This window comes from Corynebacterium sp. KPL2680 (genome assembly GCF_040225675.1).
Lineage (GTDB): Bacteria > Actinomycetota > Actinomycetes > Mycobacteriales > Mycobacteriaceae > Corynebacterium > Corynebacterium rhinophilum.
Genome location: NZ_JBEHFM010000007.1, coordinates 45,232 through 59,055, shown reverse-complemented (window position 1 = coordinate 59,055; position 13,824 = coordinate 45,232). Strand labels below are relative to the sequence as shown.

The window sequence follows — 13,824 nt, the reverse complement described above, 5'->3', positions numbered from 1 at the left end:
AAACCTCATACGAGGCCGCGCAGGGTGGCAAAGGCGTGGTGGACCAGCTCATCGCGTTCCCTTTTGCCGGGGGACCTGCCCAATTCGCAGCGCCTTTTCAGCTCTTGCTGGCAGGCATTGCCGGTGCTGCCGCACGCGGTCAAGATGATGGTGAGCTCGAAGGCCGAATATTCGGGGTAGCGCTCTTGAAAGGCAACGACGACACGGTGCGTGACGCTATCGAATTTCTTCTTTTCCTCGGCGGTGTGGCTGAGGTTTTCCATCGCCTCGCCGATCTTGAACAGGCTGTGCAGCGAGCGCAGCTCCATGTCTTCATTGTCTAGGGCATCAATGAGCGTGTATTCCAAGACCGCAGAGATGGGCTCGCCGGGAAATGCGGTGGGGATATCCTCTGCGAATGCCTCGAGGACATCCGCGGTGTAGTGCAAGAGGGAATCGGCCACGGAAGAAAAATAATTATGGAACGTGCGCGGGGACACCCTGACGGCGCTGGTGATATTGGAGACCGTGACTGCCTCAGCGCCGCCGTCCAAGGCGAGGCGGGCCGCGGCATCAGACATGGCCTGCCGCGTTGCTCGCTTCTTGGATTCGCGCAAACTAGTCACGATGAACCTTTCCTACCTTGTCGTGCTGAAAGCGCATGAGTGCCTCGCGCTCCTTGTGCAGGGCTTCGCCCTCGATATCCATATTAGGCACGATCTTATTCAACCACTTAGGGAACCACCACGCCTTGTCTCCCAAGAGGAACATGGTGGCGGGGATGACCATCATGCGGATAACGAAGGCATCGATAAGCACGCCCATTGCCAGGGCAAAGCCCATGGTCTTAATGAATGGCTCGTCCATCAGGATAAACGCCGCGAATACCGAAATCATGATCAGTGCTGCGGCCGTGACCACGCGTGCGCCGTGCTTAAAGCCATTCGAGGTTGCGTTGGCGGCGGTCTTGCCGCTGACGTAGCCCTCGCGCATGCGGGTGACCAAGAAGACCTGGTAGTCCATGGCCAGGCCAAAGGTCAGGCCAATGAGCATGATGGGCAGGAAGGATAGCAGCGGCTGCGGGTCGTTGACGAGGCCGAACATGCCCTCTTGCCAGATGCCAACGGTAATGCCGAAGGTGGCGGCCACGGAAAGCCCGTAGCCTGCGGCGGCAATGAGTGGAACCCAAATGGAGCGGAAGACCAGCATTAAGACGATGAAGGCAAGGCCCAAGACGATGGCCACGTACGGTACGAGCACGCTACTCAGGCGCTCAGAAATATCGTCGAAGATCGGGGTGATACCGGTAATGCCGTAGGAGCCGCCGTCCTTAGAAAATTCGCCCTGGTACTCGCGCAGGTGCTCCAAGGTCTCGGTGGTTTTCTCATCGGTTGCGCCGGTGGTTGGCGTGATCATGATCTGGGCGGCATCGCCGTTATCCGTGGTTTGGATGATTTGGGCGTTATCCACGCCCTCGGTGTCGTTGAACTTGTGGAGCAGATCCTGGAAGGCCGGCATGCGGTCTTGTTCGGAGACGTCTTCCACATTGACAAAGGCGATCATCGGGGCATTGCGGCCTGGACCAAAGGCCTCCTCGGACATCTCGTAGGCCTCGCGCTGTGGGGTGCCGGGTTTAGCGGAGCCATCGGTAGGCATGGCCAGGCGCATATTCGCAAATGGGATGGCCAGGATGGCAAGTACGATAACGCCTACGCCTAGGTGCAGCCACGGGTGAGCGCGCACGCGGCGGACCCAGCGCAGGCCCATGGTTGGCTTCTCGTCCTCGGGGTCTGGAACCTTGGGTCCGGGCACGCGCCCGGCGAAGATCTTGGTGCCCAGCAGGCCCAGCACGGCGGGGATGAAGGTATTGGCCACTAGCACGGCGATGACCACGGTGCCCGCGGCGGCGATAGCCATGGTGGATAGGAATGGGATGCCGATAATGGTCAGGGCTGCTAGGGCGATGACCACGGTGGTACCGGCGAAGACGACGGAGCCACCGGCGGTGCCCAGCGCCATGCCCATGGCGTGGGCGCGGGTTCCCTTATCCATCTTCTTCAGTTCCTTGGCCAGTTCCTTTGGCGTCAGGTTATTCAGGCCCGAGGAGGTGATGAGCTCATTGCGGAAGCGGTTGACAATGAACAGGGCGTAGTCGATGCCCACGGCAAGGCCGATCATGGAGGCCAGCGTCGGGGTCATATCGGAGACGGTATCGGTAAAGATGGTGGCCAGCTGCACGCCGAGGATGCCGATGCCCACGCCGATGACGGCGGAAATCAGCGGCATGCCGGCAGCTATGAAGGAGCCGAAGGTCACCAGCAATACGATGGCGGCAACCACCATGCCGATAAGTTCGGCGCTGCCATTCATGCCAGCCTCGGCCATCGCAAAGGCATTGCCCTGGTACTTAACGGAGAGGCCTTCGCCGTCATGCTCGTGCAGGACATCCGTTACCGCAGCCATATCGTCATCGTTGATGTCCATGACATCAGCGGCATCGAAGGCGATGGTGACGGTGCCGGTGGTCTTATCCTCGCTCAGCGGGGAAAGCTGCTGCAGGTTCTTCGCAACCTGCTCTTCGGGCATGCCTTGGGCCCGCATCTGCTCGCCCATTTGCTTTTCCATGCCAGCGGCGGCGAGGACCGGGCTGACCAACTCATCCTCGTTCTTCAGCGCACCGGTGTCCTTGAGATCTTGGAGCAGCTTGTCGATGTCCCCGGCAACGGCAGCATCGCTCAGCTCCTTGCCCGCAGGGGCCTGGATGACCACGGTGCCCTCTGGGGCGCTCATGGCATCGGTATCTTGATCGAAGTGCTCCATCATCTCTTCTTGAGTAGTGGTGGAGTCCATCTCTGGCATGGCGAAGTTGGGGTTCGGGGTTTTGGCAAAGCCGGCGGTGAGGCCGACCATCGCCACCAAGACGATGAGCCAGAAGGCGAGGAAGGGCCATACCGTTCGGTAGGACCAGCTTCCCAGCCGGTAGAGGAATCTGGACATGGTGAGCTCCTTTATGCGTGAGAGGTATGGGCACTGCTTCTAAAACCTTGCATAGTCTATGCAATCTTGCGGAAATGGTGCAAAATAAGGTGCAGGTAGGCATAGTGGCGCAATAATGTGACCTATAACCCAGCCCAGCCCAGAGTGCACAGGGTGGCGCGAAGGATCGGTAGACTATCGCGCATGATTCATGCGGTAAGTTTCGCTCTCTTGGATTCGGTCAATGCCTTGCTCATTGGCATCCTCGTGGCCATCGGCATCATGCTCCCGCGCGGGAAGTACCGCTGGATTGCCGGCCTAGTCATCCTGGGCGATTGGTTGGGAGTTCTTACCGCCGCGGCCGTGGTCATGTTCGTCCTATTGGGCGTGCGCGAACAGATAGCGGCCATTTTGGAGTCACCGATTGCCGGCGGCATCCTCATCATCGTCGGCATCGCCCTAGCCTTTGCCGCCTGGCATTCCCAGGGAAAACCCAATGCCTTGATCGGGCGCATGCTGCAACCGCTGCGCAGGCCTTCTATCACCACCGTGCTTATCGGGTTCGTGATGGGCGTGGTGCAATCGCTGACCTCCGTGCCGTTTTATTTTGGCCTCATGTTCTTAGCCACCGAGGATCTGTCGCTCGCCGCCCAATACGGCGGCCTTCTGTGGTACGCCACCCTGGCGCTTTCCCTGCCGGTGGTGTGCGGCCTTTTCTTCGCCGTGGTGCGCGCCCACCCAGACTCAGCTGCTGGTCGAGTCTTTGCAGCGGCACGCGAAAACAGCACGCGGGTAGCACTCATCAGCGGCTATGTAGTTGCCGCCTTCCTTATCATCATGGGTGTCGTGAACCTGTAGGGATGCGCTAGTCAAAGTAGACATCATCAAGCGCGAGCTCAGAGGCAGATTGCTGTTGTGCAAGGTCCACGTAGCGCGCGGCGTGTGGGATAAACGCCGCGGACTGCTCGGCGGAAAGCTCGCGACGCACGGTGGCCGGGACGCCGGCGGCCAAGGAGCGGGCCGGGATTTCCGCGCCCTCGCGCACCAGCGCGCCGGCGGCGATGAGTGAACCGGGCCCGATGGTGGAGCGAGATAGCAGGGTAGCGGACATGCCCACCAGGCTGCCAGCGCCCACATGGGTGCCGTGGAGCATGGCCATGTGGCCTACCGTGACATCGTCTTCAAGGGTGCACGGTGCCTCCCGTTCCACGTGGATAACGCTATTGTCCTGAATATTGCACCGGCTGCCAATGCGGATGGGGCCAACATCGCCGCGCAGCACGCAGCCATAAAATACGGAAGAATCTGGGCCGATTTCCACATCACCAATGATGGTGGCATTCGGCGCGATCCACGCGCTGCGGTGGATGCGCGGGCGCGCGCCTTGGAAGGGATAAATAGGCATTATTCCACCACCACCGCGAGGCTGGGGGACAGCTCGAACTCGCTGGGGGCATCGGCAAGCGATGCCCCTGCAAGCTCGGCCTGAGAAAGCGCGCTCGCCAGCGTCGGCGTGATGGGGATGATCCAGCCGTGCTTGGGGTCTTTCACCGGCAGCATATCCTTCGTCACGGCGGGGAAATGCGCCGTGGTGGTGGGGGAGATAAGGGTCGCGGACTCGCGCGAACCGGCGAGCTCAGCAAGGGCCCGCGCGCCCTGCTGGCCGGTAATAATGATGATCAGCTGGCCGGCGGTCCTAATATCTAGCCGGTCCACCTGCACGGTCGTCGCGGCGGAATCAGGCCGCGCCAAGTGCGGCGCCCCATTCCCGGTAAGTTTGGCAAGAGCGTCCAATAATCCCATAGCCTTTAAGTCTAGCCGCGCAGCCAGGAAGCGGGGTTGACCGCCGTAACATTACCGCGCGTATTATGGGAGACCATGATTGATGCCAGCAACACCGCCCTTGTTATCGAAGGCGGCGGAATGCGCAATTCCTATACCGCCGCCTGCATAGTCAAACTCATCCAAGAAAACGTCACCTTTGGATGGGTAGGCGGAGTATCTGCCGGCGCCTCCCACACGGTTAATTACCTCTCGCACGATGCCAAGCGCGCGGAGGAATCCTTCACGGATTTTGTCAATAACCCCAGCTTTGGCGGCGTGGGCTCGCTGGTGCGCGGCAATGGCTATTTCAATGCGGAATATATCTATGAGCGCTCCGCGGATAAGGATATGCCCTTTGACTGGGATGCGTACCGCAAGCACCCAGCGGATATGGTCCTCGCCGCCGCGCGGGCCGATACCGGCGAATCCGTGTATTGGACCCGCGATGATGTGAAGGAACCAGAAGATCTGTATGTGCGGGTGCGCGCCTCCTCTACGCTGCCGCTGCTTATGCCCATCCGCATCATCGATGGCTCGCCCTATGTGGACGGCGCCTTGGGCTCGTCCGGTGGAATTACCATCGAGCAAGCGGAAGAGGCCGGCTACGAGAAATTCCTCTTCATCGGCTCCAAGCCGCGCGGATATGTCCGCCCCGAGGTAGCGCGCCCGGCGATTACCCGCCGCATTTTCCGCAAGTACCCCGCTATTGCCGATGCCCTCATTGGCCGCCCACCCATCTATAACGCGGCCAAGGACCGGCTCCTCGAGCTAGAGCGCCAGGGCAAGGCGCAGCTGTTTTTCCCGGAAGATATGCAGGTGGCCTCTACCGAGCGCAATGTGGATAAGTTGCGCGCGAATTACCAGGCCGGCAAGGCGCAAACCCATGCCGAGTGGCCAAAGTGGAAAGAATTCCTACTGGATTAGCTCACCTCTGGGCGGTGGTGTGAGATCGCCCTCCTGATTCTTTGTGGCAGCAGGAGGGATAATCGCGTGCGCTGCACTAATGGCGGTATTCGGTGCAAGGTGCGAAGGTTTTTCAGCTAGCTAAATCGCGCCAAGCTCCTAAGATTGCACAGCGTGTTAGCGATTTTTGATGGCAATATTTGGCTGAGCATTTTCTTCATGATCGTGCTCGGCACGCTTTTTGGCATGATTCCCTTTGGCCCGCTGCGCTTCGGCGCGGCGGGTACCCTTTTTGTCGGCTTAGCCTTCGGGTCCTTTATTGATCTGGATGACAATATCCTTAGTTCCTTGCAGGAGCTGGGTTTGGGCCTCTTTATCTATATGCAGGGGCTCTCTGCCGGCGAGGCCTTCTTCAAGGGCTTTTCTACCCAGCTAAAGCACATGTTGCTCGCCACGGTGGCGGTAATAGCCGCGGCGGCTGCGGCGCTGGGCATAGGCAGCCTCATGGGGCTATCGCCGCTGGCGGTGACCGGCGTATTCTCCGGCGCGACGACGTCCACGGCATCGCTGGCCGTGGCCCAGCAGCAATCCGGCGAGGAGCTGCCCGCCGTGGGCTATTCCTTGGCCTATCCAGTCGGCGTGGCCGTGGCCATCCTCCTCGTGGCATTCATCCTGCGGCATAGTTGGCCCGCGCAGAAGGACCAGGACCACTCGGCGGAAAAGATTTTCCGCTCGCGGACGATTAAGGTCACCCGCGAAATTTCCTATGCCGAGCTGCGCGAGAAATTCGCGGATCATTTCATCATCGCCACCATCCGCCGCGGCCGTGACATCGACGTGCCGGGCGATAACCCAGAATTGCACCGCGGCGATGTCCTGCGCGTGCTGGTGACCAAGGCAAAGGCTAAGGAGCTTACGGGTGCCCTGGGAAAGCGCCAGCCCCAAACCCCGTTTGTGGATAAGCGCCTGGTCAATGAGACCGTGGCCATTTCCAATGAGGATATTGAGGGCCGCAAGGTCAAGGAGTTAAACCTCTTTTCGCGTTACGGCGCGCGGATTGTGCGGGTGCGCCGCGGCGATGAGGAATTCCTTGCCACCAATGAAACCCACCTTGAATCCGGCGATGATCTAGAAATCGTGGTCAAGCATGACCGCCTGGGTGATGTTCGCGATTATTTTGGCGATTCCGTGACCGCATACTCGCAGCTTAATTGGGTAGCACTCGGCGGTGGGCTGACCATCGGCTACCTGATTTCCCTCATCGTGATTCCGCTGCCTGGTGGTGCGTCCTTCGAGCTCGGGTTCGCGCTGGGCCCACTGATCACCGGCCTAGTCCTCGGCGCCCTGCACCGCACCAGCCGCATTCCGTGGCAGATCCCGTCCCCGATTAATACTGCATTTCAGCAGTGGGGGCTTGCCATCTTCTTGGCCTCAGTAGGCCTGTCCTCCGGCGAGGCCTTTGTGTCCACCGCCTTTTCTTGGATGGGGCTGAAATCCATGGTGCTGGCCGCGATCATTGCCGTTATCATCATTGGGATTTTCGCGGTGGCCAGCCGTTTTATGGGGCAATCCGAAACCCGCACCTCCGGCGGAATTTCCGGCCTCTTTGGCCAGCCCGCGGTGGTCAATTACGCCACGGGCGCCAGCTCGGATTCGCGAATACTTACCGGCTATACCTCCACCATCGTGGTGGCGCAGTTCATGAAGATCGTGGTCATCCCGGTCATGCTGCTCTGACGGGGCAGCCGCTCTATTAATCCGCGACCAAGGTCTCCATGGTCAGCTCTGGGTGTTCCTTCTCAATGAAGGCGAGCTTCCACTTATCGCCAAATAGGGCGATGAGCTCGCCGTCTTGGCGGGTGAAGATCTCCACGCCGCGCTGGCGGCCGAGTTCCGGTGCGGATTCGGCATCGGTGCGCCGCGCCACGGAGTAGGGGATGGGCTCGGTGACGGTTTCGACGTTGTACTCGAATTCCATGCGGGCCTGCATGACCTCGAACTGCATGGGGCCGACTGCCGCCATGACCGGGGAAGCATCACCGCGCGCATCGTTGCGCAGGACCTGCACTACGCCTTCGGCCGAGAGCTGTTCCAAGCCCTTGCGGAAGGCCTTGTACTTGCCCAGCGATTTCGCGCGCAAGATGCGGAAGGCCTCCGGGGCGAATTGGGGCATGGGCTTGAACTGCACCTTTTTGCCGGAATAGATGGTGTCACCGGGTGCTAGCGAGCCCGCGTTGACGAGGCCCACGATATCGCCTGGGTAAGCGGTATCCACGGTATCGCGGGTGCGGCCAAAGACCGTCAGCGCATACTTGGTGGAAAAACTGCGGCCGGATTGGGCGTGGTTGACCTGCATTCCGCGCTCGAATTCGCCGGAGACCACGCGCATAAACGCCAAGTTGTCGCGGTGTTTTTGGTCCATGCCCGCCTGCACCTTGAAGACGACGCCGGAGAAGTCATCGGCTACCTCGCGGACCTCATCGATAGCGCTGGTGGCTGCCTCCACGGCCTTGGGATCGGATTCGCGGGAATGCGGCGCCGGGGCGATGGCGCACAAGGTATCCAGGATCTGGTGGACACCGAAGTTCAGCATGGCCGAGGCGAAGATGAGCGGGGAGGTCACGCACTGCTCAAAAAGTTCTTGATCGTGCAGGGCGCCATCGGCAGCAAGCAGCTCGGCTTCCTCTACCGCGGTTTCCCACACGTCCTCTTCCTTTTCTTCTGCGGCGGCAGGATCGTAGTGCTCTTCCGGCGCGATGGTGGAACCACCGGCGGTGCGGATGAAGTGGATGTAGTTATCGGCCTCGCCGTCATCATTGATGTGGGCCAGGCCGCGGAAATCGCCCGCGATGCCCACCGGCCAGTACAGCGGGGTGGGCTGCAACTGGATTTCGTTTACGATCTCATCAACGAGCTCGAGTGGCTCGCGGCCCACGCGGTCCCACTTGTTGATCACCGTGACGATGGGCAGCCCGCGCGCCTTACAAACGCGGAAGAGCTTGAGGGTTTGTGGCTCGAGGCCCTTGGCGGCATCGATAAGCATCACTGCGGCATCTACCGCGGTGAGCACGCGGTAGGTATCCTCCGAAAAGTCCGCGTGACCTGGGGTATCAACCAGGTTGATCATATAAGGCTCGCCCTCGTGCCCCTCCGGGGCGTATTCAAACTGCAGCGCGGACGAGGCGACGGAGATGCCGCGGTTTTTCTCCATGTCCATCCAGTCAGACACGGTGGACTTGCGGTTGCCCTTGCCGTGGACCGCGCCGGCCTCATTAATCACGTGCGCATGCAACGCCAGCGCCTCCGTCAGCGTGGACTTACCGGCATCCGGGTGGGCGATAACGGCGAACGTGCGGCGGCGCGAGGCCTCAAAAGCGACAGAACTCATGCGCCATAGTCTAGTGGTTTCCCGCTACCACTCCACATTGAGGCGGCGGCCCAGATCCTCAAAGACGCGGTGTGCCACGGAGGTATTCTTCGCAATCGGGCGCTGCATGCCCAGCGTGCGTTTATTATTGTAGTATTCCCCGGACTGGAAATGGATGCCCTCGGTGCCGGTGAGGAAGTAGGCCAAGTTCTCGCCGCCGGCCTCTGCGGTGCCAAAGGCCTTGCCGATGACCCCGGAGTACACCTTGCCGGTAAGCCCTTTCGAGGACTTGCCAAACTCGGTGGCTAAAACGCCTGGGTGAAAGGACACCGCGTTGATGCCGTGGGCATCGATAAAGCGGGCGAGCAAGATATCCGCTAGCTTGGCATTGCCGTATGCGCGCTCTGGGCTGAAATGCTCCAGCGTATTGGGATCTGCCGGATCGAAATTTGAGATCAGCATATTGGCCAACGACGCCGTATTGACCACGGTGGCGCTACTATCGCGCAGCTTTTCTTGCAACAGAGATGTCAAAAGGAAAGGTACGACGACATTGACCTGCCACGTGCGCTCGAACCCATCAGCGGTCATGGTAGGGCCATCGAAGATGCCGCCGGCATTATTGCCCAAGGCATCGATGCGCTCTAGTTGTTGCAGGTCATCAGCCAGTTGGCGGACCTCAGCAAGCGATTCGAAATCGGCGAGGAAATACTGCCCGTCCACTTCCTGTGCAACGGCCTTGGTCTTGTCCGGATTGCGGCCGATGATGACGAGGTTATCCTGCGGGCGGGTGCGGTGAATCTGCTGGGCGGCTGCGGCACCAATGCCTGACGATGCCCCGGTGATCACGATGGTCCTAGCAGCGGAGTACGGCGAAGTCATAGGCTAGATTCTAGCTATGGACGCGACATCCGTCCGCGACATTCGTTCGTGATATTTGTCCGCGGCGTCGCGCCGCACAGTTCCGCGTGGGGCTGGACAGGTCTATACTTCCGGCTTGTGAAGCGCCTGCTTTTTCTGCGGCAATGGGGACCAGCGCGGCTAACCGCCACCGGGTTTCTACTGCTCATCCTGATAGGAACGGTTTTGTTATTGCTGCCGTTCGCCGAGGCGGGAGATTCCCGCGCCTCGTTTTTATCCGCCCTCTTTACCGCGACCTCCGCGGTCTCGTTGACCGGGCTGGTCGTGGTTGATACCGGCAGTTTCTGGAGTCCAGCCGGGCAAGTGGTCATCTTGGCCCTTATCCAACTGGGCGGTTTGGGGATTATGTCGCTGGCCTCGCTTTCCGGTTGGCTTTTAACCGGCCGGATTAGCTTTAAGGCGCGCAAGACCGGTGCCTATGAAAGCCGGCCCATCCTCGCCGGTGGCATCCGCCGCACCCTGATTTTTACCTTCGCCTTTACCGCGGTGGTAGAAAGCATTATCGCTGTGGCGGTCACCGCGCGCCTGATGGTGGGCTACGGGCATTCCTTCCCGCGGGCGTTATGGGAGGGCATCTTTCATGCCATTTCGGCGTTCAATAACGCTGGGTTTAGCACCAATAGCGATAACCTCGTGCCGTTTGTGGGCGATGCCTGGATACTAATGCCGCTGGCCGGAGCGGTCATCGGCGGCGGACTGGGTTTTCCAGTCTGGGCGGAATTGATGCGCCACCTGCGGCGCGGGTCGGAGGCGACGCGTCGCATCTCTATTACCGCGCGGATGACGCTGGCGGCAACCGGCGTGCTCATTGTGGCCGGCACGATATTTTTTGCCTTGACGGAGTGGAATGGCGTACTGGCACCGATGGCGTGGGGCGACAAGCTCCTCAACTCGTTCTTTGCCAGCGTATCCCCGCGCACGGCCGGTTTTAATACCTTTGACTACGGCGAGGTCCACCCGGTGACGCTCATGGGCACCGATATCTTGATGTTTATCGGCGGCGGCTCGGCCGGTACCGCCGGCGGCATTAAGGTCACCACGGCGTGCGTGCTATTGGCCGCCATGGCCGCTGAGTTCTTGGGCAAGGAAAAGACCTCCATCTACCACCGCAGCCTTCCCCATAGTGTGACCCGACAGGCGCTAGCATTGAGCTTTGCTGGCGTGCTGGTGGTGACCCTGGGCGTGGCGGCACTGCGCTTTTTCGACCCGCAATTTAGCGGTGATCAGGTCTCCTTTGAGGTCATGTCCGCCTTTGCCACCGTGGGCCTATCCACCGGGATTACCGCCAGCTTGTCCGCACCCTCACAAATCGTGCTGTGTTTCATCATGTACCTGGGCCGCGTTGGTCCAACCACCCTGGTAGCAGCGTTGGCGGCCAAGAACCTCAGTCGCCGCTATAGCTACCCCGAAGAAAGGCCCTTCATTGGCTAGCATTTTTAAGGCGTTGGGCCACTCCCGCGCCACCCTCGACATTGCCCCTGTCGTCGTCATTGGCTTGGGGCGGTTTGGTTGCTCCCTGGCTAGCGAGCTCATGGGCCATGGGGTAGAGGTCCTTGGAATCGACTCCGATGAAAAGATCGTGCGCGAACGAGCGCCGCACTTAACCGAGGCCATTTCGGCCGATACCACCGATCCGGCGGCGCTGCGCCAGCTGGGCATCGACGAGGTGGAGCGGGTCATCGTGGGCATCGGCTCGCACCTGGAGGCGTCCATCCTCACTGTCTCCAACCTGGTGGAGCTGGGGGTCAAAGATATTTGGGCCAAGGCTAATTCGGAGGCCCACGAACGCATCCTGCGCCAGATTGGCGCCCACCACGTCATCCGCCCCGAGCGCGATACCGGCCGTCGCGTAGCCTACCTCTTGGGCGGGCGCTTCCGCGACTTTGCTGAGATCGCCCCGTACTACGGCGTGACCCAGATGGCCGCGCCCTCCTCGGTCACGGGCCGCCCGCTCGATTTGGGCGAGGTTTGGCGCACCCACCACGTGCAGTTGGTGTCGGTCTGCCAGGCGGAGGGTGCTTGGGCCCCGCTTGCCGATGCCACCCAGCTCGCCCCCACCGACTTCATCGTCGCCGCCGGCAGCCCACAGGCGCTGGAGAAATTTTCCCAGTCCTAGCGCGAATGAATGCGGTTTTGCGCTTGTACGAGCCCGTGCGTGGCGATGAGCCGGGCGGCTTCGGCGGCGGACGCAATGGCGGTATCGAAGCCGGGGCCGGCATCGACAGGCGCTAAGACATAATCCGGAATCGACGAACCCTTCGGCGGGCGCGCAATGCCAATGCGCACGCGCACATAATCCCGCGTGCCCAGGTTGTGCGTCAGCGATTTCAGCCCGTTGTGCCCATTTTCATTGCCGCCTTGCTTTAGTCGAATTTTATTGGCAGGCAGATCTAGTTCATCGTGAATGACGATGATGTGGTCCGCCGCAATTCCCAAAGCTTGCGCCAGCGGGGCAATCGGATCACCGGAGAGATTCATAAACGTTGTCGTGCGCACCGCCAGGACGCGGGTATCGCCCCAGCGCAGCGGGGCTACCTCGAGGTCCATCCCGCGCACCGGCTCGAGCACGTCGCCGCCTTGGGCCAGCACATCGTCCACGGCCATGTATCCCACGTTATGGCGCGTGGCGGCGTATTTCGCCCCGGGGTTGCCCAGGCCAATGATGAGCCAGTCTGCTTCTAACTCGGCCGGATCCTGCCCCTGCTGCGCTTGCGGGGGCCCGCCGAAAAACCGGGCAATAAAATCTTTCAAAGCTGCCACGAATGCGCCTTTCTAGCTCGGTACAGTAGTTTCCTATGAGCCAGGTTATTCAATCTTTGCGCCGAACCGTAATACCAGCGCCCATGGCGGGCGGGCCTACCACCGTGGATCTGGTGCGCGCTGCGCATCAGGCCGGCTCCTTTGGCACCTTGGGGCTTGGGTCTGCCAGCGTGGATTCTGCCCGCAGCCAGATTGATGCCTGCGCCGGCATCCCCTTTGGGGTGAACCTGTTTTGCCCGCAGGATCCGTTAACTCCTGAGCAGTTGGCCGCCGCCGCGGAACTGGCCGCGGCCGAAGATGCCTCGCTACCGGATCCCGATTATTCCTTTGGCTTCCACGACAAGCTCGAGCTGGCGCTGCAGGGCGGCGCGCGCGTCGTGTGGTCCATGTTCGGCACCTTTGACTCTGAGCAGCTTGCCCGCATCCACGCCGCGGGTGCCGAGGCTTGGACCACCGTCACCACGCCAGGCGAGGCCCGCGCCGCCGCCAAGCTGGGAGTGGATGCGCTGTGCGTACAGGGCCCTTATGCCGGCGGGCACCGCGGCACGTGGGACCGCACCGCGCTTCCAGACGATCGACCCCTGCCAGATCTCATCGCCGCAGTCCACGAAGCCGTCCACGCCGTCGCACCGAGCATCCCGCTGATTGCCGCAGGTGGGCTGCGCACGGCAGTAGAGGTAACCCAGGTATTAAGCCTGCCCGGCGTGGCCGCCGCATCGTGCGGCTCTGCCTTCTTGTTGAGTAAAGAAGCCGGAACCAGTGACTACAACCGTAAGCTTCTCCGGCGCGGAGGGGCCACCGTATCCACCCGCGCCTTTTCCGGGCGGCATGCGCGCGGCTTAGAGACCGACTACACCCGCACCCACCCCGGTTTACCCCCGGTATATCCCATGCTTAATTCCGTGCTCAAGGAACGCCGAGCGCAGCACGATGCCGCCGTAGACTACTGCCTCGTAGGTGAGCCGGCGACAAAAATCCGCGGGGGGTAGTGTCGCAGACATTCTGGACTCCCTATGCCAAAACAAACACTGATACACGCTAAAATTTGGGGCGAAGATTTCTAGCCACCCCCGAAATAGAAATGGATGGAGCCT

Annotated in this window: 12 protein-coding genes and 1 pseudogene; 6 read left to right on the top strand and 7 right to left on the bottom strand. The window is 60.8% G+C overall.

Annotated elements, in window-relative coordinates; translation table 11 throughout:
• Nucleotides 1-5: 5 nt before the first annotated feature.
• On the bottom strand, nt 6-605 hold the full coding sequence (locus tag ABRP66_RS05100; RefSeq protein WP_284783370.1) for a TetR/AcrR family transcriptional regulator: 600 nt from the start codon (nt 603-605) through the stop codon (nt 6-8).
• The gene (locus tag ABRP66_RS05095) at nt 598-2,976 is read right to left on the bottom strand and encodes an MMPL family transporter (protein WP_284783373.1); all 2,379 of its coding nucleotides are present in this window, start codon (nt 2,974-2,976) and stop codon (nt 598-600) included. The genes ABRP66_RS05100 and ABRP66_RS05095 overlap by 8 nt, the downstream gene beginning before the upstream one ends.
• A gap of 183 nt (nt 2,977-3,159) precedes the next feature.
• Between ABRP66_RS05095 and ABRP66_RS05090 the strand changes: the two genes are divergently transcribed.
• Nucleotides 3,160-3,813 carry a hypothetical protein gene (locus ABRP66_RS05090; RefSeq protein WP_349838411.1) on the top strand — a complete coding sequence of 218 codons (654 nt, stop codon included), beginning with the start codon at nt 3,160-3,162 and terminating at the stop codon, nt 3,811-3,813.
• 7 nt (nt 3,814-3,820) lie between these two features.
• On the opposite strand, the gene ABRP66_RS05085 is transcribed toward ABRP66_RS05090, so the two are convergent.
• Both ABRP66_RS05085 and ABRP66_RS05080 read right to left on the bottom strand, forming a co-directional pair.
• A complete protein-coding gene (locus ABRP66_RS05085; protein ID WP_284783377.1) occupies nt 3,821-4,360 on the bottom strand; it encodes a gamma carbonic anhydrase family protein in 540 nt (179 codons plus the stop codon).
• Entirely contained in the window at nt 4,360-4,758 is a 399-nt protein-coding gene (locus tag ABRP66_RS05080; protein ID WP_284783379.1) for a hypothetical protein, read from the bottom strand. The genes ABRP66_RS05085 and ABRP66_RS05080 overlap by 1 nt, the downstream gene beginning before the upstream one ends.
• Nucleotides 4,759-4,833: 75 nt before the next feature.
• Here ABRP66_RS05080 and ABRP66_RS05075 point away from each other — a divergent pair, with 75 nt between their 5' ends.
• Together ABRP66_RS05075 and ABRP66_RS05070 are read left to right on the top strand one after the other, a co-directional pair.
• Nucleotides 4,834-5,703 (top strand): patatin-like phospholipase family protein, encoded by an 870-nt coding sequence (locus ABRP66_RS05075; RefSeq protein WP_284852446.1) that lies wholly within the window; start codon nt 4,834-4,836, stop codon nt 5,701-5,703.
• Between the two features lie 153 nt (nt 5,704-5,856).
• A complete protein-coding gene (locus ABRP66_RS05070; RefSeq protein WP_284851813.1) occupies nt 5,857-7,419 on the top strand; it encodes an aspartate-alanine antiporter-like transporter in 1,563 nt (520 codons plus the stop codon).
• A gap of 16 nt (nt 7,420-7,435) precedes the next feature.
• On the opposite strand, the gene ABRP66_RS05065 is transcribed toward ABRP66_RS05070, so the two are convergent.
• Both ABRP66_RS05065 and ABRP66_RS05060 read right to left on the bottom strand, forming a co-directional pair.
• Nucleotides 7,436-9,070, bottom strand: a complete 1,635-nt coding sequence (locus ABRP66_RS05065) for a peptide chain release factor 3 (protein ID WP_284771081.1) — start codon at nt 9,068-9,070, stop codon at nt 7,436-7,438.
• A 24-nt stretch (nt 9,071-9,094) separates the two neighbouring features.
• Nucleotides 9,095-9,931: an SDR family NAD(P)-dependent oxidoreductase gene (locus ABRP66_RS05060; RefSeq protein ID WP_284783387.1), complete on the bottom strand. Its 837-nt coding sequence runs from the start codon at nt 9,929-9,931 to the stop codon at nt 9,095-9,097.
• A gap of 117 nt (nt 9,932-10,048) precedes the next feature.
• On the opposite strand from ABRP66_RS05060, the gene ABRP66_RS05055 reads away from it, so the two are divergent.
• Nucleotides 10,049-11,401, top strand: coding sequence for a TrkH family potassium uptake protein (locus ABRP66_RS05055; protein ID WP_284783389.1), 1,353 nt, complete (start codon nt 10,049-10,051; stop codon nt 11,399-11,401).
• On the top strand, nt 11,394-12,086 hold the full coding sequence (locus ABRP66_RS05050; RefSeq protein WP_005279976.1) for a potassium channel family protein: 693 nt from the start codon (nt 11,394-11,396) through the stop codon (nt 12,084-12,086). Before ABRP66_RS05055 ends, ABRP66_RS05050 begins: the two co-directional genes overlap by 8 nt.
• On the opposite strand, the gene pth is transcribed toward ABRP66_RS05050, so the two are convergent.
• The gene (gene pth, locus ABRP66_RS05045; RefSeq protein WP_284783391.1) at nt 12,083-12,730 is read right to left on the bottom strand and encodes an aminoacyl-tRNA hydrolase; all 648 of its coding nucleotides are present in this window, start codon (nt 12,728-12,730) and stop codon (nt 12,083-12,085) included. The two genes, ABRP66_RS05050 and pth, sit on opposite strands and share 4 nt — an antisense overlap.
• Before the next feature lie 83 nt (nt 12,731-12,813).
• On the opposite strand from pth, the pseudogene ABRP66_RS05040 reads away from it, so the two are divergent.
• Nucleotides 12,814-13,762, top strand: a pseudogene (locus ABRP66_RS05040) (NAD(P)H-dependent flavin oxidoreductase).
• Nucleotides 13,763-13,824 lie beyond the last annotated feature (62 nt).

Coding starts and splice junctions, on each gene's coding strand:
- ABRP66_RS05085 (WP_284783377.1), bottom strand. CDS start 4,360: ATGCCTATTTATCCCTTCCAAGGCGCGCGCCCGCGCATCCACCGCAGC.
- ABRP66_RS05075 (WP_284852446.1), top strand. CDS start 4,834: ATGATTGATGCCAGCAACACCGCCCTTGTTATCGAAGGCGGCGGAATG.
- ABRP66_RS05080 (WP_284783379.1), bottom strand. CDS start 4,758: ATGGGATTATTGGACGCTCTTGCCAAACTTACCGGGAATGGGGCGCCG.
- ABRP66_RS05090 (WP_349838411.1), top strand. CDS start 3,160: ATGATTCATGCGGTAAGTTTCGCTCTCTTGGATTCGGTCAATGCCTTG.
- ABRP66_RS05060 (WP_284783387.1), bottom strand. CDS start 9,931: ATGACTTCGCCGTACTCCGCTGCTAGGACCATCGTGATCACCGGGGCA.
- ABRP66_RS05095 (WP_284783373.1), bottom strand. CDS start 2,976: ATGTCCAGATTCCTCTACCGGCTGGGAAGCTGGTCCTACCGAACGGTA.
- ABRP66_RS05065 (WP_284771081.1), bottom strand. CDS start 9,070: ATGAGTTCTGTCGCTTTTGAGGCCTCGCGCCGCCGCACGTTCGCCGTT.